The organism is Myroides guanonis (genome assembly GCF_900114085.1).
Taxonomy (GTDB): Bacteria; Bacteroidota; Bacteroidia; order Flavobacteriales; family Flavobacteriaceae; genus Flavobacterium; species Flavobacterium guanonis.
In genome coordinates, this window is the sequence record NZ_FORU01000014.1 from 1 (window position 1) to 24,766 (window position 24,766).

The window sequence follows — 24,766 nt, forward strand, 5'->3', positions numbered from 1 at the left end:
CATGTGTTAGGCCTGCCGCTAGCGTTCATCCTGAGCCAGGATCAAACTCTTCATCGTATATTTTTAATGTTATAAGATTTTGCGGACTTAATTCAAGTCTTACGACTTACCTTACTCTCTCTTTATTTTTGCTGTCAATCCAATATGTCTATGAACGTGTCTTTCGTTTCTAATGTCGCTTGTTTCTCAAAGCGGTTGCAAAAGTACAACTCTTTTTTAATCTGACAAGCTTTTTTGAAAAAATATTTTCTTTCTTTTTTCTTGTCATTTTTATAAGAACGTTGCCCTTTTAGCGGATGGCAAAGATAACACCTTTTGTTTTTCACTTCCTAATTATTCAGGAGGTTTATTTTAAAAGTTTTTCTCTGCTTGTATTAGAACGTGTGCAGTACTTTTTGTCTTGCGACTTCTTCCGTATTGCGAGTGCAAAAGTAGCTTCTTTTTCCACACTCGCAAACTTTATCTCGCTTTATTTCTAATCTTTTTCAACAGTATTTCGTAACTCGCACGTTAACTTATCGTTACCGACTCATTTATTTTTTGTTTCTTTTTTTGTGTTCGGCGTTTTAACGGGGTTTCTCTTGGCTTTTCTTGTGCAAGGGCGCATAGGGATTGGTTTTCACGCTTTGTTTTTTTAGAAAATTTTAGCTGTAAACCGGTAAATCGGGTGTTTTCATAGCTAAATAGGGTTTTGTGTTGGATGAAAAATATTGTTTTAGCTTCAAAAGAACCTTTGGGGTGCTTCTTCGGTAGTAAATTTAAGAAAATCGCTCCTTATATAAGGTAGAGATTTTATGTAAACTTGACAACCTACAGAACAAGCCTGACTATTAAACAAAGGGTTGTCGCGGTTTTAAACATGAATACAAATACACCTAAAGAAAACCCTTTCAACAAAGCGCTTCTTCCGATCATGGATTACAAGATTAAAACTCATCAACAAATTCAGCAATTCAAGACCATAACAAAAAAAGAGGACTATGAAAGTCCTCTTTTATAAAACAAGGTATCGTATTACAATTTAAAACGAAGTAGTAATTCCAATTGTTAACCCAGCTGCCTCAGACACCATTCTACAAACACCTCCCACACAAAGTAATCCACCACGTTGACGTCCATAACTAGCAGAAACACGAGTAGTGCCTTTTGTAAAACTTGCTCCGACATTGTAATAGTGAATACGTTCCTCTTCAATATCATTACCATAATTATACATATCACTCACATAAAATGACCAATTAGCATTAGCCGCAAATTCGACAGTACCTCCAGCCCAATTCTTTTTATCAGCATCAGCCCATAAGTGTTGCAATTCTAATCTCACTGATTTATTATCTAAAAATTGATACGTCGATTCAGCCGAAACAATATTAGTCTTTACAACCTCGAATTCTCCATTTAGGAATGGACTATTATAATACTGATTTAAGAACATAAAAATTGAAGACCAATCTTTGCTCCACTTTTTGCGAACTTCCATTCCAAAATCGTGATAGTACTTTTCTCCAAAGTCTAAAAAATCAGATGTAACACCTGTCTTATTTTTCTTTACTTCAGATTTAATACCAGCCCAATATGAACCATTTAAAACCAAATTAGTTCCATGCTTACCTCCTAGGGCACTACCCTTCTCAAATTCGTAGAAAAAATCAAACTGCCCACCAATTTCTCCCAATTTTCTCTGCATATTCATATCAAAATTTGGTTGCGCTTGATAAACATAAATATTCTGCAAAGAATAATCATACTGCTTAGTTAGAGCTGGAATATAATTAATTACACCCCTCATATAAATATCCCCATTAAGATCACGCTGAGAATAAAAAGCCATATTTTCCATACGACGTAAATTCAAATTCAAAGCCACCCCCTTTTGAGAATACCCTCCATTTATCAACAAAGCATTTCCTGCTTGTTTTACTTTTGGATATAATCTACCCAATTCCACTAAAGCGTCTTCTTGCTTATAAACATATTCGACATCTCCATAAAAACCTCCTCCACTTGCATTCAACCGAAAAGACATCGCATTAGTTAATTCATCAAGACCTTTATTATAATCATTCTTTTCTTCTAATCTACCCAAATAACTAACTCCAGCTCCAAAATCAATTTCTTCAAACTTAAACATTGAACCTAAATCAAAATTTAAATCTCCTCCAAACAAATATGAATCAGACAAATCAAATCCCATTCCTATTCGTTGTTTTCCACCTAATGCCGTAATTTTAATATTTTCCGTAATATCATACTTAGCATTCAAACCGAAAACAGCGTTATTTATACCAATTTGTCTATCCTCCCAAGATCTAAAAAGCAATCCACTACCAAACTGATCGTAGAAATGTCCTGCTGTAATATCCAATCCATTTTCATAATCATTATACCTCGCGTAAATAGTTCCAATATCTACACCCTCAAAATCGGGTGAGTAATTCAATAATGCCTTAGGTTCATAAGCTTCTATTTGAGTTCCGAATGACCATTTTTTATAATCATAATCAACCTTCAAATATGAGTTAGTTCTTAATCTATCCTCAGCCTCTTGAGGATCGATCTTGACTTTCTTATCATCTACATACCACTGAGAATTATTTTCAAATCCAACTCTGATTTGTGAGTAACCTGAATACGCAGTTAATAAAATACCTGCTAATAAAATTCTTTTCATACTATTTCCCTGTCAATGCTTTCACCTTTCTAAACAACTCTTTCTCAACTCCAGGAGTGTAACTAGTGTGTTTATAAACAATCTCTCCTTTATAAACAATCACTGTAAATGGCACATTTACCACGTTCATTGCTCTTTTTAATTCATGATTATCATCTAATAAAACTTTATATTCCCATCCTTTCCCATTCACTAAAGGTTTAACCCTTTTTACAGATTTTGCATCATCAATCGAAACCGCAATCAACTCAACTCCTGTTTCTTCCTGCCAATCACTGTACACTTCCTTTATTGCATTCAATTCTTTTAAACAAGGTCCACACCATGTAGCCCAAAAACTGATAATAATAGGTTTATCAGATTTATTATAATCAGCAATGTTCACTATTTTTCCATCCAAATCTTTTAATTGTACACTTGGCAAATCCTTCTTTTGAGCCATACCTACTGAAACAATCAATAACACAAATAGCGTAAGTAAATTTTTCATTCTATATTTTTTTTTAGTTCGTTTGGTGACAAATATATTCAAAAAAACTCAAATTAACTTTTTGTTATACTTAATTTATCTATACATTTACATTGTTAACTTAATTTTAAATACAATGAAAACTAAATCTTTTAGAAATTTTTTTGCCCCAATGTTGTGCTTGTTTTTAACTCTAGCATCTTGTAGTAGTGATGATGGAGGTGGAGACGTAAATGACGACACACTAGTATTAACCACCGAGAGCAACACTGTACTTCTATATGATGAAGTTCACTTTGTAGTTAATGCTAACGGTGAAGCAGTAAATGATGCAACTATTTACATTAACAATGAACCAATATCAGGTTCTGCTTACAGCTTCCAAACTGAAGGAGAATTCACAATTAGTGCAAAAAAAGAAGGTCTTTTTGACAGTAATATTATTACACTAACAGTTATTGAAAATGAAGAAGTGATTAAAAACGCTACAAAATTCAAGCACAAAACATTGGTTGAGGATATGACAGGTGTATGGTGTCAATATTGTCCTTTAGTAGCTTACGATATCGAATTATTCGAAACTTCTGATCCAGAAAAATTTCAAGCTATAGCAATTCACAATAACTATGACCCTAACAACACAGACCCTAACTATGGAGGATATGATCCATTCGATTTCAATCCTACTGCTAGAAGAAAATTCGAAAAGGAATTAGGCCTAAAAGGTTATCCATTTGCTATTACTAACCGAGTAGAAGATTTCAGAAAAAACCCTAACTCAGTTGTAGAAAGATACAAATCTCATTCAACTATTGGTGTTAAAATTAATTCTACCCTAACAAATTCAACAGGAACAATTAATGCGACAATTAAATTTACAGAAGACTATTCTGACAAATTAAACTATGCAGTTTTTGTTTTAGAAGATGGTTTAGAATTTAGACAATCTAACTCAACTCAATATTACAAAACGGCACCGTATATTTGGAAAAATAACTGGACTGAAAACTTCATTCATAACAACACATTAATCGGAATGTCATCTGGAAACTTTAGAGGAACAGAAATTCCAGCAGCACAAACTGCAAAAGGAAGTGAGTTTGAAATAAAAGACATGGTAATCAACTACACTGCTAAAGAAGTAGAAAATTTAAAAGTAGTTATTATCGTTACTAACTCAACAACTGGAGAAGTTCTAAACACAGTTGTTGCTAAAGGAAATAAAAACCAAAATTATCAGATTGTATTGTAAATCAATCCAATTCTAAACCTAAAAAGGCTATCTATAAAACTAGATAGCCTTTTTTTATAAATATACATATTGGATTTTTTTAGAACAAAAAACTCTTTTTTTCAAATACCCTCATAGGCATCTTGAAAACATTTAGAATTATAAAAAGCATCTAGTAGTTAACTCGGATGTTTCTCAAACACAACACCTGTTCGTTAACACAGAACACACATTGTGTTTAACCTGAAATAGATAAAACAAAAAAATCACCTACATTTCTATAAGTGCTTTTCGCTCCCCTCCTGATAGCTACCGGGTCAAGGCCCTCTGATTAACTATATTTTTCAAGCAATCTATCTGTTATTTAAGGATATCGCCTAAGATTCTTAAGATGTTTTCGGCTCTTCATCAATTTAATATGCCTTTCTGTTTTTCATGCTTGAAATATTGTAGAACATGAAAGACTCCAAAAACACTCCCCAATCATCTGCTATACCAGTATAAGCATTTTCAGAATGTTTAGAATTTATGCCAAGCGATACCAGTAGAAAGCCCAGATGTTTCTCCAATATAAAACTTGTACGCAGACAAAGAATACAGAACATATACGTAAAGCATAATCTCAATATTTGATAAAATAAAAAAAGCACCTACATTTCTGTAAGTGCTTTTTTGCTCCCCCTCTTGGGCTCGAACCAAGGACCCTCTGATTAACAGTCAGATGCTCTAACCAACTGAGCTAAGGAGGAAGGTGTGTTACCTTTATTGCGATGCAAATATAGCCCAATTTTCTATGTCTGCAAACATTTTTACAAAAAAATGCAAGCTTTTTTATTTACCCAGTATAGCTTTGTAAATATCATTTCCATTTGCGAATAACAACAATCCTATAAGTATAAAGAAACCAACCATTTGGGCATTCTCCATAAACTTATCACTCGGTTTTCTACCAGAAATCATTTCATATAATAAAAACATTACATGCCCTCCATCAAGTGCAGGAATAGGCAATAAATTCATTACCCCTAACATAATTGATAGAATCGCTGTGATACTCCAAAACAATTCCCAGCTCCAGAACTGTGGAAAAATATCAAAGATTGCTTTAAAACCTCCTACACCCTTATAAGCACCTGTTTCAGGTGAAACCATTAATTTTAATTGTTTCCAATACCCAACAACCTTATCCTTTCCTTTCTCCAAGCCTACTGGAATAGACTCTAAGAAGCTGTACTTATCATGACTAAGTGTATAATACCCCATACGCTCCATATCCTGCATTCCTACTAATCCATTAAACACTCCCAATTTACCATCTTTATCTACAGTAACATCAACCACCGTTTTCTTTTCGTCTCTCAAGACTTCCATTGGAACTGTTTGACCTTTATATTTGGACATAGCAACCTCAACTTGGTCATAGTAACGTAAAGGCTCTCCGTTAACAGACAAAACAACATCTTTTGGTTGTAGCTTACCTTCATTAGCACTTCCTTCAGCAAAACCGGCAATAACAAACGGAATTCTCAAAGAAACTAATGACTTAGAATTTTCATCAACAACCTGACCAATTAAATCAGCAGGTAAGGTAATTGTTTGCTGAACACCATTACGTTCTAAGACAACGTCCTTCCCTACACCAACTAATAATGCCTCGGGTAAGTCGTTAAATCGTTCGATAATGTGACCATCAACACTAACTATTTTATCACCAGTCTGAAGTCCCGCTTTCTGTAAAACAGGATTAGTTACACTAATACCATCCTTAAGATCATCATTTTTTAAATAAGAATCTCCATATACATAAGCCATCCCTATATATATTACAAAAGCAAGTACGAAATTCACGGTTACCCCTCCCAACATAATAATCAAGCGTTGCCAAGCCGGCTTCGAACGAAATTCCCAAGGTTGTGGTTCTTGTTTCATTTGATCTGTATCCATACTTTCATCAATCATCCCAGCTATTTTCACATAACCACCTAATGGTAACCAACCAATTCCATATACAGTATCCCCAATTTTCTTTTTGAACAAAGAGAACTTAACGTCGAAAAACAAATAGAATTTCTCAACTCTAGTTTTAAAAAGCTTTGCAGGGATAAAATGCCCTAATTCATGCAAGATGATTAACAAAGACAAACTCAGCAAAAACTGAGAAAGTTTAATAATTATTTCCATTTTTATGATTTACAAAATATGATTACTGGACAAAAATAAAGTTTTACTTTAACTATTCCGTATTTTTTTTGAAACTCTACCCTTTTTAATAAATTCCATCCCATATTACTAATATTCATAATTCCAAAACACACAAAGACGCTACTAATAAATGATTTACGGCATGACTTAAAGGCAAAATCATCAATAAACTAAGCTTATAGCAAACCTTATATCCTTTAATAAGTAAAAATCAAAGAAGTTCAAGAAGAATCACTGTTCATTATAAAAGTATTTTCTAACTTTGCTATATAATTAATTTTTTAAATATGTTACAGATAGCATTTATTAGAGAGAATCAAGAGTTCGTAGTCCAAGCATTGGCAAAACGTAACCTTGATGTTGCCGACGTGGTGAAAGAAGTGATAGCACTTGATGAAAAACGAAGAAGCACACAAGCTGAGTTAGACACCGTATTAGCAGAATCCAACAAGTTATCCAAAAGCATAGGAGAATTAATGAAAAATGGTGAGAAAGCAAAAGCGGAAATCATCAAAGAAAAAACGACACATTTAAGAGACCAAAGTAAAGCGCTAACAGAAACTATAAATGAAGTTGCTGAAGCCCTTACTGAAAAACTTTATACACTTCCAAACTTACCTAACGAGATAGTACCAGAAGGAAAAGCAGCCGAAGATAATTTAAATGTATTTGAAGCAGGAGAAGTACCCGTTTTACACGAAGGTGCTTTACCACATTGGGAGTTAGTGAAAAAATACGACATCATTGATTTCGAATTAGGAAATAAGATTACAGGAGCAGGATTTCCAGTATACAAAGGAAAAGGAGCTAGATTACAGCGCGCCCTAATCTCATACTTTCTAGATAAGAATACAGAAGCTGGTTATAAAGAATACCAAGTCCCACATTTAATCAATGAGGCTTCTGGATATGGAACAGGTCAATTACCTGATAAAGAAGGACAGATGTATCATGCAGGAGTAGATGATTTGTATTTAATTCCAACTGCTGAAGTACCTGTAACAAACATGTTCAGAGACGTTATCTTACAAGAAGAAGAGCTTCCTATACTATGCACTGCTTACACACCTTGTTTCCGTAGAGAAGCAGGTTCTTATGGTGCACACGTTAGAGGCTTGAACCGTTTACATCAATTTGACAAAGTAGAAATCGTTCGCATCGAACATCCTGATAACTCTTACAAAGCGTTAGACGGAATGGTTGAGCATGTAAAGGGAATTTTAGATGAATTAAAATTACCGTACCGTATATTGAGATTATGTGGTGGAGACATGGGCTTTACCTCTGCTTTAACTTATGACTTTGAAGTATATTCAACCGCTCAAGAACGTTGGTTAGAAATCAGTTCTGTATCAAATTTTGAAACATTTCAAGCAAATCGCTTAAAATTGCGTTTCAAAGATGAAGAAGGTAAAAATCAGTTAGCACACACTCTGAACGGTAGTTCATTGGCATTGCCACGTGTATTAGCAGGAATATTAGAAAATTATCAAACTCCTGAAGGAATTCGAATACCAGAAGTACTTCGACCATACACGGGCTTTGACATTATTGACTAGTTTTAATAATACAATATAAAACCATATAAAAAGCACCAAAAAACGATTCAAGATATTTGGTGCTTTTTTTGTATTAAAGCACATAAAACTCAACCGTTTTATATAACTTATATAAATAAAAAATCTATGATTCTCTACAATGTAACTATAAACATACATGAAAGTGTACACGACCAATGGATGAATTGGATTAACGAGCACTATATACCAGGACTTTTAAAAACCGGTAAGTTCCAAAAAGCCCGTATGGTTAAAGTATTGATAGAAGAAGAAATGGGAGGTACAACGTACTCCATACAATTTGAAACTCCCAACAAGGAAACACTCAATCAATTTTACAAGGAAGACTTTGACCAGTTTGAGTCAGAAGCTAAGCGCCTTTTTGGTGAGCTTATGCTTACTTTCAAAACAGAATTAGAGTTAATTAGCGAACACAAATAGGAAAAACATGGAAAAGGTAAGAGCAAAAAAACACTTAGGGCAACACTTTTTGATTGACGAAAATATCGCCAAGAGGATTGCCGACACGCTCACAATGGAAAAATATACTAAAGTATTAGAGATTGGTCCAGGAATGGGAGTATTAACCAAATACCTTTTAGACAAACCTATCGAAACCTTCGTGATTGAGATAGATAAAGAATCTGTTGAATACTTAGGTAAACATTACCCTAAACTACATCACCATATTTTCAGTGAAGATTTTTTGAGATATGATATAGTAGAAGCTTTTAATAAAGAACAGTTTGCCATCATTGGTAATTTTCCCTATAATATTTCAACCCAAATCGTTTTCAAGGTATTAGAATTCAGAGACTATATTCCAGAGTTTTCAGGAATGTTTCAAAAGGAAGTTGCCGAGCGAATTTGTGAAAGAAAAGGAACAAAAGCATATGGTATCCTGTCAGTACTAACACAAGCGTTTTACGAGCCAGAGTACCTATTTACAGTATCAGAGCACGTTTTCAACCCTCCTCCGAAAGTAAAATCAGGAGTAATGAGAATGATTAGAAAGGAAAACTATCAACTACCTTGTAGTGAGAAGAAATTCTTTACCGTAGTAAAAACAGCATTCAATCAACGAAGAAAAACATTGAGAAATAGTTTAAAGTCACTCAATCTGCCTGAAGAAATGAAAGATGATGAGATCTTAAACTTAAGACCTGAACAATTAGATGTAAATGACTTTATATACATAACTCAAAAACTAGAAGCCAATGGAGTTTAAAATCAGTAGAGAATCTATACAACAGTTCGAGGATTTAATTGCTGAAAAGAATGAAAAAGAGCTTTTAGAGATACTAAAAGATATTCACTTTGCCGATATAGCAGAAATTATGAATGAGCTTTCCGAAGAAGGAGCTATTTATATTTTTAACATACTAGACAGTGAAGTAACAGCAGAAATATTATTAGAACTAGATGAAAACGTTCGTGAGAATATCTTAAAAAACCTTTCATCTAAAGAAATTGCAGAAGAGCTAGACGAATTAAATACCGATGATGCGGTAGATATTATCTCAGAACTACCTCAAGAACGAAAAGGAGAAGTAATCTCGGAATTAGAAGATCTTGAACACGCGAAAGACATTGTAGACTTAATGCGCTATAATGAGAATACAGCAGGGGGATTAATGGGTACAGAGTTAGTATCCGTAAATGAAAACTGGACTGTATTAACATGTGTGAAAGAAATGCGGAAACAGGCCGAACACGTTTCTAGAGTTCATTCCATATATGTCGTAGACGACAATCAGCGCTTAAAAGGACGTCTCTCACTTAAAGACTTACTTACAACCTCAACAACCACACATATCAGCGATGTATATATTCGAAATGTAGATTACGTACGTGTAGACACCAAAGATGTTGAAGTAGCTCGTATCATGCAAAAATATGACTTAGAAGCTATACCAGTAGTAGATGAAATGGGTAGACTGTTAGGAAGAATTACTATTGATGATATCGTAGACGTAATTAAAGACGAAGCTGATAAAGATTACCAACTAGCAGCAGGTATCTCCCAAGACGTTGAAGCCAATGACAGTATACTAACTCTTACAAGAGCTCGAATCCCTTGGCTAATACTTGCGATGATTGGTGGATTTGTAGCAGTAAATGTAACCCGAAGCTTTGAAGGAGCTATGGAGAAATTCAGAATCCTTTTCTTCTTCACCCCGTTAATTGCCGCTATGGCAGGAAATGTCGGCGTTCAATCTTCTGCTATTATTGTTCAAGGTTTGGCGAACAATACCATTTCTGGTTCAATATGGAAGAGACTTTTGAAAGAAGTGACACTTAGTCTCTTCAATGGATTTATATTATCTATCATCTTACTATTGGGAAGTCATTTTCTACTACAAGTAGACTATATGATTGGAATAACAGTAGCCATCGCATTGGTAAGTGTTATTGTTATTGCGAGCTTAATTGGAACGTTTATACCTATTTTTTTAAATAAATATGGTATTGACCCAGCCTTAGCAACCGGTCCTTTTATAACCACCAGCAATGACATCTTCGGTATCCTTATTTATTTCTCTATTGCAAAAATTATTTTAGGCTTCTAATATACACCAACATGAAAAAAGTATTACATATTGACAGCAATCATCCTATTATGCTATCAGGATTAGAAGCTTTAGGTTATACAAACGTTGAAAACTATATTTCTACAAAAGAAGAAATTGAAAAATCGATATCGGACTATGAAGGAATTGTAATACGTAGTCGTTTTAAAATAGACCAAGAGTTTATTAAAAAAGCTACAAACTTGAAATTCATTGCACGAGTAGGAGCAGGTCTAGAGAATATAGATTGCGAGTATGCAATGAGTAAAGGCATTGCCTTAATAGCAGCACCAGAAGGAAATCGAACTGCGGTGGGAGAACACGCCCTAGGTATGTTACTCTGTCTAATGAATCGTTTAAATCTAGTCGATCAAGAGGTTCGAAATGGAGTTTGGTTACGTGAAGAAAACCGAGGATTTGAAATAGAAGGTAAAACAGTAGGAATAATAGGCTATGGCAATATGGGGAAAGCTTTTGCGAAGCGACTACAAGGTTTTGATTGCGAAGTACTGTTTTATGATATAAAACCCAATGTAGAAGATGATTTTGCAAAACAAGTATCCTTAAGAGAACTACAGCGCCGTACTGATATACTAAGTCTACATACCCCACAAACACCTGAAACACTATACCTCATCAACAAAGATATTATTGAAGGTTTTCAAAAACCAATTTGGTTCATTAATACTGCAAGAGGTAAATCAGTCAATACAGCAGATTTAGTAGAAGCATTAAAATCAGAAAAAGTTAGAGGAGCAGCTTTAGACGTACTAGAATATGAAAAAAACTCTTTTGAAGATATGTTCACTGAAGGCACACTACCAGAACCCATGAACTACCTAATCAACGCACCAAATGTACTGTTATCTCCGCATATAGCAGGTTGGACATGGGAAAGTAAAGAAAAACTAGCTCAGACCATTTTAGACAAACTAAAAAGGATTACTTTATAATAAAGTTCCAAAAAATTTGCATTATTTTTGAAAAAAAAAATCATTATGCACGAAGTACAAAACAACCAATCACACCCACAAGACAACAAAAAAGTCTTAGCAGGAATAATGGGAATTTTATTCGGTTATTTAGGAATCCACAAATTCGTTTTAGGGTATACTAAAGAAGGAATTATTCAGATTATCGCTTCTATTGTAACATGTGGAGCAGCAGGACTTATTGGATTTATTGAAGGAATTATCTATTTAACCAAATCAGATGAAGAATTCTACCAAACTTACCAAGCAAACAAAAAGCCTTGGTTCTAAAAATATAAAAGGGCTACTTTAAAAGTAGCCCTTTTTTTATTTCAAAATCAACAACAAAATTATTGATATCCCCTCTTCTCTAAATCAGCTTGAATCTCCTCCATAACGGGTTTAACCGTTTCTTCTGGTAAATCCGCAATTCGAATATACATCAAACCATCTACCGCATTATTGAATAAAGGGTCTACGTTAAAAGCAATTACCTTCGCATTCTGTTTTATATATTTTTTAATCAACACTGGTAATCTTAAATTACCCGGTTCGATTTCATCAATTATCTTATCAAACTTGTTTAAATCGGCTTCAGTTTCACTAAACACAAAATCCTTATCCGTATCTTCTAACTGTACTTTATATTCCATTTTAGGAGATACATACTGAGCAATATAAGGATCATAATAATGGGATTTCATAAACTCAATCATCAACGATTTAGAAAATTCCGAGAACTGATTGCTAATACTTACGCCACCAATCAAGAATTTATGCTCAGGATAACGCATGGTTGTATGAACAATACCTTTCCAAAGCAAAAATAATGGCATTGGTTTTTGTTGATAATCTTTAATTATGAATGCCCTTCCCATTTCAATAGAATTAGACATCATTTCATAAAGTTCAGATTCGAAGCGAAACAATTCTTGCAGATAGAATCCAGAGATTCCGTGCTTTTTGAAAATTTCTTTTCCTAATCCCATACGATAGGCCCCTACAATCACATTCGCCTCATTATCCCACAAGAACATATGATGATAATACTTATCATATTTATCAAGATCTAAAGAATTGTTTGTTCCTTCACCGACTTGCCTAAAAGTAATTTCACGCAAACGCCCTAACTCGTGTAAGATACTAGGGATTTTGTCTGCTTTGGTCAAAAACACTTCATAGTTCTTACTTTGAAGTAATCTATGATCATCCTTGCGCAAAGACTCAATTTCTGAAAGAATCTCCTGTCTATCGCACGCCTTCGCAATCTCTTTTGGAATTTTAGGAATTTTAAAAGACGGTACTTTTATGAATTTTGTCTTGTCGTTCTTATAAGCATTCGCCAACATATAAGTTTTGAATCTCAAAAAGTTTCCATATTCCGTAATATCCTGATGATCGTGTTGTTCTGCAACAGAAATCGGTCTTCCAATGCGTACTTTAATAACTCTATCCTTTTGGGTCAACAACTCAGAAGGAAGTTTGGCTGTACGCATTGTCGGATTTATCTTAGATAGAAAATAAAACAACTTACTATTTTGAGCATGAAAATAAATAGGAACTACAGGAACATTGGCTTTCTTAATTAGCTTAATGGCTCCCTCCTCCCATGGTTTATCAACAATAACGGCACCATTTTTATAGGTAGACACCTCTCCCGCAGGAAAGATCCCCAAAGACTTTCCTTCATTCAAATGCTTTAGTGTCTCCTTCAAACCAATAACACTAGATTTCACATCCTTGTTATTCTCAAATGGATTTACAGGAAGTATATAAGGTTTTAAAGGTTCTATACGATGTAATAAAAAATTTGCAATAATTTTAAAATCAGGATCGCGTTCCAACATCAATTTAAGCAACAAAATGCCGTCAATTCCACCCAAAGGATGATTTGAAATAGTGATATAAGGTCCCGATTTCGGTAATCTTTTTAATTCTTCAGGATTTATCTCAAACTCAATTTGAAATTCCTCCAAAATAGAGTTCAAAAACTCCACATCCTCTAAATGTTTATTGCGATCATAAATATCATTTAGCGCAGAAATTTTTAGGGCTTTCATCAAGAGCCACCCCGAAAAAGTACCTAAAAAACCATATTTATCAACGTTGATTGCTTTCGCAACTTCTTTCGCAGTAACTAGCCCCATTCATTATAATTATTAAACCAACACAAATATACTAATTCTTTAGTTACTCTTTTTTAATTTTAAATTACCAAGGGTCCATTTTCACTTTTAAACATACTCATAAAACTAGACATCAATCACTTGTATTTGCACAATTATAACTTTTCGCTTCATGATTTTTTAAGTATTTTTGAAAATCTTAAAAACATGCGAAATGAAAATTATCTCTTATAATGTAAATGGAATACGTGCAGCCATTACTAAAGGTTTTCTAGAATGGTTAAAAGCTGCTAATCCAGACATTATTTGCCTTCAAGAAATAAAAGCAATGGAATCACAAATTCCAACCGAAGAAATAACAGCAGCAGGTTATCCATACCAATATTATTTCTCTGCTCAAAAAAAAGGATACAGTGGAGTTGCTATTTTCTGCAAAGAAAAACCAAACAACGTTGTTTATGGTACAGGAATTGAACATATGGATTTTGAAGGGCGAAATTTAAGAGTAGACTTTGACACGTTTTCTGTTATGTCTTTGTATCTTCCATCAGGAACTAACATAGACCGACTTGGGTACAAATTTCAATATATGGACGAATTTCAAGCGTATATAAATAATCTTATAAAAGAAGTTCCAAACCTTATTATAGGTGGTGATTTTAATATCTGTCACCAGGCAATAGACATTCACGATCCAGTTAGAAATGCAAAAGTTTCAGGCTTTTTACCAGAAGAACGCAATTGGCTAGACCTTTTTATGAAAAGTGGTTTTATTGATAGTTTTAGAATGTTTAATCAAGAACCTCATAACTATAGTTGGTGGAGCTATCGTGCGAATGCTAGAAACAACAACAAAGGATGGAGAATAGATTATCACTTAGCCTCAGAACCGATGAGAGAACGTATCAATAGAGCGTTGATCCTTCCAGAAGCTAAGCATTCAGACCATTGCCCAATAGTTATAGAAATACAACCTTAAAACAAAGTAAACCATGTTAAAGAAAATCACCTTAGGACTTTTAAGTATAACACTCTTGTCTTCTTGCGTAACTAGACGTTTATACAATGAACTGAACGGACAATACGAAACAGCTCTTAATGAAAATGAATTATTGAGAAACAATTTTGACAATGTTAGTGCCGATTTAAATAGCTTAAAAAATGAACGAGAAAAAACACAGCAACAGCTTGCAGAACTTGAAGAGGAACGCAACCGTCTAAATGCTGATATAGCGGAAAAAACAGGTAATTTAGACAAACTTCAAAACTCTTATACAAATTTAGAAAAATACAGTGAAGCAGCTTTAAAAATTGAAGCAGACCGTTTAGCGAAAATTAAATCAGAACTAGAAGAACGTTCGAAAAGAGTAGCTGAACTAGAAGGAAAAATAGCTGCACAAGAACAGCAAATGTCAACACTTAGAAACACTTTATCTAAGGCACTAAACAACTTTGAAGGAAAGGGTCTTACTATCGAGCATAAAAACGGAAAAGTATATGTTTCTATGGAGAATAAACTACTTTTCAATTCTGGAAGTTGGAGTATAAGTCCAGAGGGTAAAAAGGCAGTTGTAGAGTTAGGGAAAGTTTTAGGTGAAAATCCTGATATTTCCGTATTAATCGAAGGACATACAGATAATGATAAAGTACTAGGAAACTTAGGTGGAGGAGTTGAAAATAACTGGGATTTATCTACCAAGAGAGCCACAACAATTGTTGGCGTACTTTCAGAAAACCCGAGTATCAACAAGCAAAATCTAACAGCAGCTGGTCGTAGCGAATACGCACCATTAATGAGCAATTCAACTGCAGAAGGAAAAGCTAAGAACAGAAGAATTGAGGTGATTTTAGCTCCAAAATTAGATGAAATATCAAAAATGTTAAACGATTTATAAAAATCTGACAATCTCTTGAATAATCTCTTATTCAAGAGGTGTCTTTTTTTATCTATCTTTACCCTATTCCTAATCACATCCTATAAAAGTTTCATGCAAGATTCTGTACAATTTGTCGATGATAAAGCACTTCACTTTATGTATTCTTGGTGCTACCAAAAACTAGCATTATTACAACTATCAGACTATTATACACATTTCATTACCTCAGCTGTATTGCTTATACTAATTGGGTGTAGCTTACTTATTATAGATTTTGTTATTAGAAGAATTATTCTACGCCTTTTAAAGTCGTATATACTGAAAAGCAAAACAAAACTAGACGACATTATTGTAGCAAATAAAGTATTTGACTATGGAGTTCATCTAATACCGTTAACTATAGCCATTAACTTTTTTCCTTTTGTATTTATAGGGTTCCCAAACCTAATAAAAAGCATCGAAAAATTAATATCATTAGTATTAATAATAACGGTTTTACTTTTTATTAGATCTATTTTAAAAAGTTTAAAAGACTTTGCCAAAACCAGGCCTTCCCTAGCTGACAAACCTCTAGACAGCTACTTTCAAGTAATAAGTATTATCATGTACTTTTTTGCTGGAATCTCCATTTTTGTACTATTCACTGGTAAATCACCTGTTGACTTTTTACTATCATTAGGAGCTGCATCAGCAATTCTTATGTTGGTATTTAAAGATACTATTATGGGATTTGTAGCGAGCATACAAGTATCTTCCAACGATATGATTCGCGTAGGAGATTGGATTGAGATGAGCAAGTTTGGAGCTGATGGAACTGTTTTAGAAATCAATCTAAACACTGTAAAAGTTCAAAACTTTGACAAGACCATCACTACTATACCAACGCACCTACTAATTAGCGACTCTTTTAAAAACTATAGAGGAATGCAAAATTCTGGCGGACGAAGAATCAAAAGAGCTATCAACATTAAGATATCTTCCATTCGCTTTCTTGATCCTGAAGAGATAGAAGAGCTGAAAAAAATCAGAATACTTGCTCCATACATAGAAGAGCGTAGTCTTGAAATAGAAAACTACAATAGAGAAACCCAAGCAGATCCTGCAATGCCCGTAAATGGCAGAAGAATGACCAACGTAGGCTTATTTCGTGCATATGTATTGCGATATGCACAGCAAAACCCAAACATCCATAAAGAACACGCTTTAATGGTACGTCAATTACAACCTACAGAACACGGTCTTCCGATAGAGTTGTATATGTTCACAAATGACATTCGTTGGGTATTTTATGAAACTATATTATCCGATTTGTTCGATCATTTATTTGCTTCGACAAAATATTTCAAATTAGAGGTATTTGAATCACCTGCGTCTGATGATTTGCGAAACATCAAACTCCCTCAATGATCCGTTAAATCTTTTCGAGTGTGTTTTCTTTTATAATGTGTTTGTCTTAAATGTTCATCACCCGTTATAATACTGATGGTGCCATCTATTTCTAACATAGCTAATTTTACATTTTTAAAATATTCTACCCCATGTTCACGCATAGCCTCAGACAGTTCTTCAGAGGAAATCCCTAATCTTGTAGCCATCGCAAAATCCACAATTCCGTTATGGATTAATATTTCTGGCTTTTGTTGCAATACTCCTCGTAACCATTTGCTTTTTCGCATTGACCACTTTAATAAGTGGTTAATAATAAAAAGAGCCAAAGCAGCAACTAATCCTCCAAACAAAGAAGTATTTGGACCTACCATGGCATTTTGAACCGAATTACTGATCAATAATATAAGTATAATGTCAGCTGTATTCAATTGTGACAATTCCTTCTTGCCAAAAATTCGAAGAGCAATCACCATAAACAAGTAAACCGATAAACTCCTGACAACAATATCCGCGTATTCGTACATAGAAAACCTATTGATTAAAATAAAGATACAAAAAAACCAGACTAATAAATCAGACTGGTTTCTTATCATATGTAATGCTAATTATATCCCCATCATAGTACGATCCTTATTATATCGTATTTGATAGCTAAAACGAATTTTCTTACTCTCATTAGGTTTCATGTTTATATTCCACTTCAACAACCCTTTCTCATTATCTACTTCCGCTCCAGAAGTTTCGTTCAACGTTACCTCAATACTTGTATCTGTACTCAATGGAAACTGATCTTCTACTTGAATATCAACCGCCTCATTCTTGTTATTCTTCACTGTAATCTCATACGTGAAAGATTGTTCTTTTTTAGAAGAGAGTGTTTTAGTACCTGATTTATCCGACACTAAAATACGTTCCAATGAAACCTTTGGATCTTTACCCAAATTCAAACGTAGTGTTTCATCAGTGTTCTCCGTATTTAAAAAGGTTTTACCAACATTCATTCCATCAAAAATCACATTCGCATCTCCTGGTAATAGATTGTGCTTAGAATAATCAGCTACTTTAGCCACCAAATAAGCCGTAGCATCTAGTTTTGGAACACTGTAATACTGATAATCTCCTTTCATTTCAAAGGTATTCAAATCTACACTGTGTTTTTTTCCATTGCTAACTATAGAATACGGAATAGAAATATCAAAGGTCACATTCAATTGACTCTCAACAACGTTGGTATATTCTGCCATCGTTTGGCGTTCTGAATAAGAAACTTGCTCTGCCACCGTCGGCGCAGCATTTACCATCATATCATTAGAACTAATTCTAGATACAGCACCAGCATGCTTTCTACTTGGTGAATTTTGGTAGCCCGTACTTACAACAATCTCATTTTCAACGATGGGTTCATAACCAATAAACCAATTACTCCATCTCGGAATGGATGTATTCTGATTTACCATGCCCGAAGTTAAGCTCAACTTTACATTTCTCCAATCAATACCCGAAGTTTGAACCACCTGGGCTTTGTACATCATTTTTATAGGAGCCCCTACTTTATCAATTCGTAAATCATAGGAAGGAACCCATTGTGCCCTATTAGTTAAATAATTAACCCTAAAAGGAACTTCTCCCTCTTTCGCATTCATCACCTGCACGATTAACTTTCCTTGACTGGTTTTACCAGTACTACTAGCACCCAAAGCTAATTTAGACTTTAAATCATTCCACTTAAATTCGATTTTTTCCTTTTCCTTCTTCTTTAAATAAATTCCATTTTGAAGATCTTGTCTTTTACTTTTATAATAATCAACCCATTTAGTCATATCGGCAAAGCTATATTCTTTATCCCCATTAGAAGAGGATCTATTATCCAACAATTGCACCGTTTGCAAATCAGCATTAATCTCATTAGTCATTTTGTCTAGTGCCAACTCCACCATAGCAATACTATCACGTAAGGGTTTGGCTAAAGGTGAGTTTTGAGCATTATCATATTCCTCAATATATGAATTTGAAAACTGAACAGACATTACCGTAACATCTGCAATAGACCCCACTTGAATGGTATTTTCATTCAACTGGTCAGAAACATTCGTAATCACCACTTCCGACATACCTTTTGGAAGTTTTAACTGCGCTTTCTGCGTTAACTCTGCACCGTTGTAATATACACGTGCTGATTCTAATTGCGCTTGTGTATAAAGCGGTTTTTGTGCCCAACCAACCATACTCATCAATAAGGCAACCAATACTATACTATATCTCATAAACTATCTTTTATAAGAGCCACACTAAAAGCGAGCCAAAAATGATAAACTAACCAAATAAAAATTCCACCACATCCTCAATCTTAGAAACCAAGACCACTTTAATACCCGATCCCTTATGAGCTATCTTATTGTATTTAGAAACAAACATCGTAGAGAACCCTAGTTTTTCAGCCTCTTGAATACGCTGATCTACGCGATTTATAGGACGTATTTCTCCAGACAATCCAACTTCACCTGCAAAACAAAAATCTTTAGGTACAGAAATGTCTTCATTAGAAGAAAGAATCGCCGCAACTACCGCTAAGTCAATTGCAGGATCATCTACTGAAATTCCACCTGTAATATTTAAAAAAACGTCTTTCGACCCTAAATGAAACCCTACTCTCTTTTCAAGTACAGCTAATATCATGTTTAATCTTTTCAGATTATAACCCGTGGCACTGCGTTGGGGTGTACCATAAACAGCAGTACTAACCAATGCCTGAATCTCAACCATCAATGGTCTCATCCCTTCCAAAGTAGCCGAAATAGCTGTTCCAGATAATTCCTCTTCACGATGAGAAATCAAAATCTCTGATGGATTAGAAACCTCTCTCAATCCACTACCTTGCATTTCATAAATACCCAATTCTGCTGTTGAGCCGAAACGATTTTTTAAAGAACGAAGAATTCGATACACATGGTTTCGATCACCTTCAAATTGCAAAACCGTATCTACCATATGCTCTAACATCTTCGGTCCAGCAATACTTCCATCCTTTGTGATATGTCCAATAAGAATTACAGGAGTACCTGTCTCTTTGGCAAACTTTATCAATTCAGCTGTAGTTTCTTTAATCTGAGAAATCGTGCCAGCCGACGATTCAATATAATCAGTATGCAGTGTTTGTATAGAGTCGATTATTAAAACATCAGGCTCTATCTCTTCAATCTGCTTAAAAATATTCTGTGTATTCGTCTCTGTTAGAATATAACAGTTTTGACTCTGTGCGTTGATACGTTCAGCGCGCATTTTAATTTGCTTTTGACTTTCCTCTCCAGAAACATAAAGTGTTTTATAAGGCAACTTTAAGGATATTTGTAAAAGAAGTGTACTCTTTCCAATTCCTGGCTCTCCACCCAAAAGAATCATAGAACCCGGCACAATCCCACCACCTAAAACTCGATTAAGCTCTCCATCAAGCGTGTTCATTCTAATTTCTTCGGTACTGTCAATTTCTTCAACTTTTAAAGGTTTAGCAACACGCGCACTGCCCGTAGTTGTTATTGATTTCCAAGGTTTTTTCTCCTCTTTCTGTAAGACTTCCTCCACCAAAGTATTCCACTCTCTACAAGAAGGACATTGTCCCATCCATTTAGGTTGTTGAGCCCCACAACTTTGACAGAAAAATGCTGTTTTAACCTTTGCCATTACTTATTTTTTAAACAACAACAATTCGCTATTGCATTATTATTAATTAATTCAATGGTAAAAATACGAAAATTAGCTCCATTATTCCACTTACTAAAAACGGTGTTTTTACACCTACCAATAGCAAAAATCATAGACATTCCATTCACACTTTTATTTCCTATTCTAGTTACGATACAGATCTTACTGTTTTAAACATTAAACATAACCCTTTCAATGAATGTAATACAGAACTAATAATCAAAAATCATCATTGTTTGAAAAAAACACAAATCCCTACATTAATAGTTTTCAACACTCTATATACTCCTACAATAAAGTATCAAACCTCCTTTAAAACTATACTTAAAGTCCATTCATCCTCTATTTATTTTGTAGACTTTGAGTAAACCTTAAATGGATTTTAAGTGGACCTTGACTAAACATTACACACTTTATCCACATCTAATCCTAGCTTTTGATAGAAACTAAAAAAGGGCTGAAATCTAAACGAATAGACATCGACCCTTTCTTACAAATGCTTAATACTTTTTGGCATGTTTTAGGTTAATTTCAGGATTCAAACATCCATATTGTTCGAGTTTCCTTCGGGTCTTATTCGGGTCTTGTTCGGAAAACGGGCCTCTAACCCAAGTAAACACTGGAAATCCCCGAAGAGATCCCGAACAAAGCACTTTTATAAATAAATAAAATATTGATTTTAAGCGTTCTACAAATAAAAATAAATCAAATGAGATCAAACGATATCATTATAATCATCTTTAAAATCTAATTTTAAATTTGATGATAGTTCAAGCTAAGTAATTTTAATTTAAAAATTGGTGATTAACTTAACTGTTCAAGGAGATTATTAATAACAAACAAAACCAACATGAATATACATGAAGTAATAAAAAGAAAAACAGAAAAATAAAACGCTTAGTTCTTATTTCGGTAAAATAAAGGTAAAATAAGAAAGGATAAAGCTCCCATTAAAACAACCAATCCGGTTTGGGAAGACCACAAAATCCAACCAAAAGCAGTACCAGCCTCTTGAGAAATTCCGTAAAACAACAATAGTTCAGAGATAATTAGTGGAAAAGCTCCAAAACCACCATTAGTAAAACTAACAGCAAAACTACCTGCGACAAAAGCTGCCATTACTACTCCAAAACTCTGCGCACTAGTTTCTTCTAAAGCGCACATTCCAAAATAGAAAGTTAGAATATAAGTACCCCAAATGATAAGTGTATGAAGTAAAAAAGCACCCTTTTTAGGCATTTTATAAATACTAACTACGCCTTCAATTAAACCAGCCACTTTTCTTTTTATGAATAGAATTGGCTTCCATTGAGAATACAAAAACAATAGAACACCTACAACTAGACCACAGAGCAAAAAACTACCTAGCAACAGTAATTTCTGAATAGGAATACGTTCCATCAGAAAATCCTTTAGCACGTTATATTGAAACACAAAAACAGTAAAAACACAAAGAAGCAAACAAATCAAATCAACTATTCGCTCTGAAACAATGGTACCAAACCCCTTGTCAAACGGTATTTTTTCATATTTCTGTAATATAAGTGCTCTCGAAAACTCTCCAGATCTAGGAAGTGTAAGATTCATTATATAGCCAATAGAAATGGCCATTAAGTTTGTTGATGTCTTCGATTTATACCCCATATATTCAAGGGCAAAATTCCAGCGATATGCGCGAGACCAAAGACTAACAATAGAAAATATAGTTGCTATAACTATATAATTATAATTGGCATTTTTAAAATGCCCTTTCATTATTTCTAACTGATCCGCAGTAAATGAACTGTAAGCGTAATAAACTAAAAACACTCCCAACAATAGTGGGAGTGTTATATTTAAAAATTTGCTTACTTTACTTTTCAACGAGTCTAAGTTAAAGTATTATCATTCTCATTTGGGAAGATAATAGCAGGTTTAAAAGTCTTTGCTTCCTCATAATCTAAAAGCCCGTAAGCAATTATAATCACAACATCTCCTTTGTGAACTTTTCTCGCTGCTGGACCATTCAACGTGATTTCACCACTATTTCTCGGACCTGGTATTGCGTAGGTTTCGAAACGCTCACCGTTATTGATGTTAACTATAGACACCTTTTCACCCTCTAAAATATTAGAAGCTTCCAATAGCACTTCGTCTATCGTTATACTTCCAATATAGTGCAAATCTGCTCCAGTAACGGTTACACGATGAATTTTTGATTTTACTACTTCAACTTGCATAATGCTTTAATTAAATGACATATTATCTATTAGACGAACACCCTCAATATGTGCCACCAAAAAACCTCTATATTTTCTACCTTCCTGTTTTTCAGTAACGGTTTTTAAGGTTTCTTCGTCAGCTATTGTAAAATATTCGAGGTCAAAGTTAGAATTATTTTTAAATTCAGACTCGACAAAGTCCTGAACTTTTTTAATACTGTCAGTTTTAAAGCGTTTTTTAGCCTCTAAAAGTACTTTAAAAATGAAGGTAGATTCTAACAATCCATTCTTAGAAAGTCTTTCATTTCTAGAACTCATTGCTAAACCGTCACTAGCTCTATGGATAGGACAACCCACAACTTCAATATTCATATTTTCCTTTTCAACCAATTTTCTAATAATCTGCAATTGTTGAAAATCTTTTTCACCAAAATACGCTTTTGTAGGCTCCACTAAATCAAACAACTTTTTCACAATAGTTCCTACTCCATCAAAATGTCCTGGACGCTGGGCCCCTTCCATTTGATCTTCAAGACCTTCATATTCAAAAGATTCAGCAACTGCATTTTCTGGATACATTTCAGAAACAGTTGGGGCAAAGACAATAATTTCTCCCTCTATAGAAGAGATAACTTTCAAGTCCTTTTCTAGATCTCTAGGATATTTTTCTAGATCTTTAGCATTGTTAAACTGTGTTGGATTCACAAAAACACTAACGACCGTACATGTATTTTCTTTGTTGGATTGAGCAATCAAAGAAAGATGACCTTCATGAATTGCCCCCATAGTAGGTACCAAACCAATGGATTGTCCAGCACCTCTAAAAGATTCCAAATAGTGCTCCAATTCCCCTTTTGTATTAAAAACAAACATCTATATCTAGTTTAAAATATTTGCAAAATTAGTATTTTACCGAATAACTGCATAAAATTTCGTAAATTTGCACTGTTTATTTATAACGAACAAATAAATCAAATTTAAGATGAAAGATAAGAGGATATTGTATGTATCATCAGAAGTGGTTCCTTACTTAGCAGAAAATGAAGTTTCAAATATGTCTTACGACGCTCCAAAAATGATCAATGATCAAGGCGGACAGATAAGAATTTTCATGCCTAGATATGGTAGCATCAATGAGCGAAGACATCAATTACATGAGGTTATCAGATTATCGGGTATGAACTTGGTAGTTAATGATATGGATATGCCGTTGATTATCAAAGTCGCATCTATTCCTAAAGAGCGCATCCAAGTTTATTTTATAGACAATGATGAGTATTTCAAAAGAAAATCAACCTTCACCGATGAAGATGATACAATGTTCACTGACAACGACGAAAGAGCTATTTTCTTCACAAAAGGGGTTATTGAAACTGTAAAAAAACTAAACTGGGTTCCAGATATCATACACGTACAAGGTTGGATGGCTTCTTTATTGCCTTTATACATGAAGAAATACTACCAAGACGAAGCTATTTTTTCTGACACTAAAATAATCACTTCCATATTTAGTCAATCCTTCGATGGTCCTCTAGGTATTGAAATGAAAAGCAAAGTAGCTTTTGACGAATTACCAGAAGACTCATTAAAATATTTCGAAGATTCTACTTTTGAAAATATTATGAAGAATGCTATCGATAACTCCGACGGAGTAATTATAGCTTCCGAAAATGTTTTACCAAGTTTAACAAAATATATAGAATCTTCAGAAAAACCTTTTTTACCTTTCACTCCAAAAGAAACTTTTGCAGAAGCGTATACCGAATTCTACAAAAAACATTTGTAAACCAATTTTGGAATA

21 protein-coding genes and 1 tRNA gene are annotated in these 24,766 nt (G+C 34.1%); 11 read left to right on the plus strand and 11 right to left on the minus strand.

All coding sequences use genetic code 11. From position 1 onward, the window contains the following. Nucleotides 1-1,021: 1,021 nt before the first annotated feature. Both BM024_RS11070 and BM024_RS11075 read right to left on the minus strand, forming a co-directional pair. A complete protein-coding gene (locus tag BM024_RS11070) occupies nt 1,022-2,671 on the minus strand; it encodes a DUF6029 family protein (RefSeq protein WP_090680196.1) in 1,650 nt (549 codons plus the stop codon). A gap of 1 nt (nt 2,672) precedes the next feature. Next, nucleotides 2,673-3,161, minus strand: coding sequence for a TlpA family protein disulfide reductase (locus BM024_RS11075; RefSeq protein WP_090680197.1), 489 nt, complete (start codon nt 3,159-3,161; stop codon nt 2,673-2,675). Nucleotides 3,162-3,276: 115 nt separating this feature from the next. Between BM024_RS11075 and BM024_RS11080 the strand changes: the two genes are divergently transcribed. Beyond that, nucleotides 3,277-4,392: an Omp28-related outer membrane protein gene (locus BM024_RS11080; protein WP_090680198.1), complete on the plus strand. Its 1,116-nt coding sequence runs from the start codon at nt 3,277-3,279 to the stop codon at nt 4,390-4,392. 654 nt (nt 4,393-5,046) lie between these two features. Here BM024_RS11080 and BM024_RS11085 read toward each other — a convergent pair. Both BM024_RS11085 and rseP read right to left on the minus strand, forming a co-directional pair. Then, a tRNA-Asn gene (locus tag BM024_RS11085) sits at nt 5,047-5,120 on the minus strand. Nucleotides 5,121-5,202: 82 nt separating this feature from the next. Then, the gene (gene rseP, locus BM024_RS11090) at nt 5,203-6,552 is read right to left on the minus strand and encodes an RIP metalloprotease RseP (protein WP_090680200.1); all 1,350 of its coding nucleotides are present in this window, start codon (nt 6,550-6,552) and stop codon (nt 5,203-5,205) included. A gap of 308 nt (nt 6,553-6,860) precedes the next feature. On the opposite strand from rseP, the gene serS reads away from it, so the two are divergent. From serS to BM024_RS11120, 6 genes are all read left to right on the plus strand, one after another. Then, entirely contained in the window at nt 6,861-8,132 is a 1,272-nt protein-coding gene (gene serS / locus BM024_RS11095) for a serine--tRNA ligase (RefSeq protein WP_090680202.1), read from the plus strand. A 126-nt stretch (nt 8,133-8,258) separates the two neighbouring features. Next, nucleotides 8,259-8,573: a DUF4286 family protein gene (locus BM024_RS11100; protein WP_090680203.1), complete on the plus strand. Its 315-nt coding sequence runs from the start codon at nt 8,259-8,261 to the stop codon at nt 8,571-8,573. Between the two features lie 7 nt (nt 8,574-8,580). After that, nucleotides 8,581-9,360 (plus strand): 16S rRNA (adenine(1518)-N(6)/adenine(1519)-N(6))-dimethyltransferase RsmA, encoded by a 780-nt coding sequence (gene rsmA / locus BM024_RS11105; RefSeq protein WP_090680205.1) that lies wholly within the window; start codon nt 8,581-8,583, stop codon nt 9,358-9,360. Beyond that, nucleotides 9,350-10,702, plus strand: a complete 1,353-nt coding sequence (gene mgtE, locus BM024_RS11110) for a magnesium transporter (protein WP_090680207.1) — start codon at nt 9,350-9,352, stop codon at nt 10,700-10,702. The genes rsmA and mgtE overlap by 11 nt, the downstream gene beginning before the upstream one ends. 11 nt (nt 10,703-10,713) lie before the next feature. Continuing rightward, complete coding sequence (locus BM024_RS11115) at nt 10,714-11,655, plus strand: 2-hydroxyacid dehydrogenase (protein WP_090680208.1); 942 nt, start codon at nt 10,714-10,716, stop codon at nt 11,653-11,655. A 45-nt stretch (nt 11,656-11,700) separates the two neighbouring features. Beyond that, nucleotides 11,701-11,964 carry a TM2 domain-containing protein gene (locus tag BM024_RS11120; RefSeq protein WP_090680210.1) on the plus strand — a complete coding sequence of 88 codons (264 nt, stop codon included), beginning with the start codon at nt 11,701-11,703 and terminating at the stop codon, nt 11,962-11,964. A 59-nt stretch (nt 11,965-12,023) separates the two neighbouring features. Here BM024_RS11120 and BM024_RS11125 read toward each other — a convergent pair whose 3' ends face one another. Beyond that, a complete protein-coding gene (locus BM024_RS11125) occupies nt 12,024-13,820 on the minus strand; it encodes a GNAT family N-acyltransferase (protein ID WP_090680212.1) in 1,797 nt (598 codons plus the stop codon). A 193-nt stretch (nt 13,821-14,013) separates the two neighbouring features. Here BM024_RS11125 and BM024_RS11130 point away from each other — a divergent pair, with 193 nt between their 5' ends. The 3 genes from BM024_RS11130 to BM024_RS11140 all read left to right on the plus strand — a co-directional run bounded on the left by BM024_RS11130 (nt 14,014) and on the right by BM024_RS11140 (nt 17,083). Next, entirely contained in the window at nt 14,014-14,778 is a 765-nt protein-coding gene (locus tag BM024_RS11130) for an exodeoxyribonuclease III (RefSeq protein WP_090680214.1), read from the plus strand. 13 nt (nt 14,779-14,791) lie between these two features. Next, nucleotides 14,792-15,694, plus strand: a complete 903-nt coding sequence (locus BM024_RS11135) for an OmpA/MotB family protein (protein WP_090680216.1) — start codon at nt 14,792-14,794, stop codon at nt 15,692-15,694. A 93-nt stretch (nt 15,695-15,787) separates the two neighbouring features. Further along, the gene (locus BM024_RS11140; RefSeq protein WP_090680218.1) at nt 15,788-17,083 is read left to right on the plus strand and encodes a mechanosensitive ion channel family protein; all 1,296 of its coding nucleotides are present in this window, start codon (nt 15,788-15,790) and stop codon (nt 17,081-17,083) included. Here the strand turns inward: BM024_RS11140 and BM024_RS11145 are convergent. The 6 genes from BM024_RS11145 to panC all read right to left on the minus strand — a co-directional run bounded on the left by BM024_RS11145 (nt 17,077) and on the right by panC (nt 23,838). Continuing rightward, complete coding sequence (locus BM024_RS11145) at nt 17,077-17,589, minus strand: DUF421 domain-containing protein (RefSeq protein ID WP_090680220.1); 513 nt, start codon at nt 17,587-17,589, stop codon at nt 17,077-17,079. The genes BM024_RS11140 and BM024_RS11145 overlap by 7 nt on opposite strands. A gap of 81 nt (nt 17,590-17,670) precedes the next feature. Beyond that, nucleotides 17,671-19,329 (minus strand): DUF4139 domain-containing protein, encoded by a 1,659-nt coding sequence (locus BM024_RS11150; RefSeq protein ID WP_090680221.1) that lies wholly within the window; start codon nt 19,327-19,329, stop codon nt 17,671-17,673. 49 nt (nt 19,330-19,378) lie between these two features. After that, complete coding sequence (gene radA, locus BM024_RS11155; protein ID WP_090680223.1) at nt 19,379-20,743, minus strand: DNA repair protein RadA; 1,365 nt, start codon at nt 20,741-20,743, stop codon at nt 19,379-19,381. Between the two features lie 918 nt (nt 20,744-21,661). After that, entirely contained in the window at nt 21,662-22,627 is a 966-nt protein-coding gene (locus tag BM024_RS11160) for a lysylphosphatidylglycerol synthase transmembrane domain-containing protein (RefSeq protein ID WP_090680224.1), read from the minus strand. A 5-nt stretch (nt 22,628-22,632) separates the two neighbouring features. Beyond that, a complete protein-coding gene (gene panD, locus BM024_RS11165) occupies nt 22,633-22,983 on the minus strand; it encodes an aspartate 1-decarboxylase (RefSeq protein ID WP_090680226.1) in 351 nt (116 codons plus the stop codon). Between the two features lie 6 nt (nt 22,984-22,989). Then, nucleotides 22,990-23,838 (minus strand): pantoate--beta-alanine ligase, encoded by an 849-nt coding sequence (panC, locus tag BM024_RS11170; RefSeq protein WP_090680228.1) that lies wholly within the window; start codon nt 23,836-23,838, stop codon nt 22,990-22,992. A gap of 109 nt (nt 23,839-23,947) precedes the next feature. On the opposite strand from panC, the gene BM024_RS11175 reads away from it, so the two are divergent. Beyond that, complete coding sequence (locus tag BM024_RS11175) at nt 23,948-24,751, plus strand: glycogen/starch synthase (RefSeq protein ID WP_090680230.1); 804 nt, start codon at nt 23,948-23,950, stop codon at nt 24,749-24,751. The last annotated feature ends 15 nt before the right edge of the window (nt 24,752-24,766 follow it).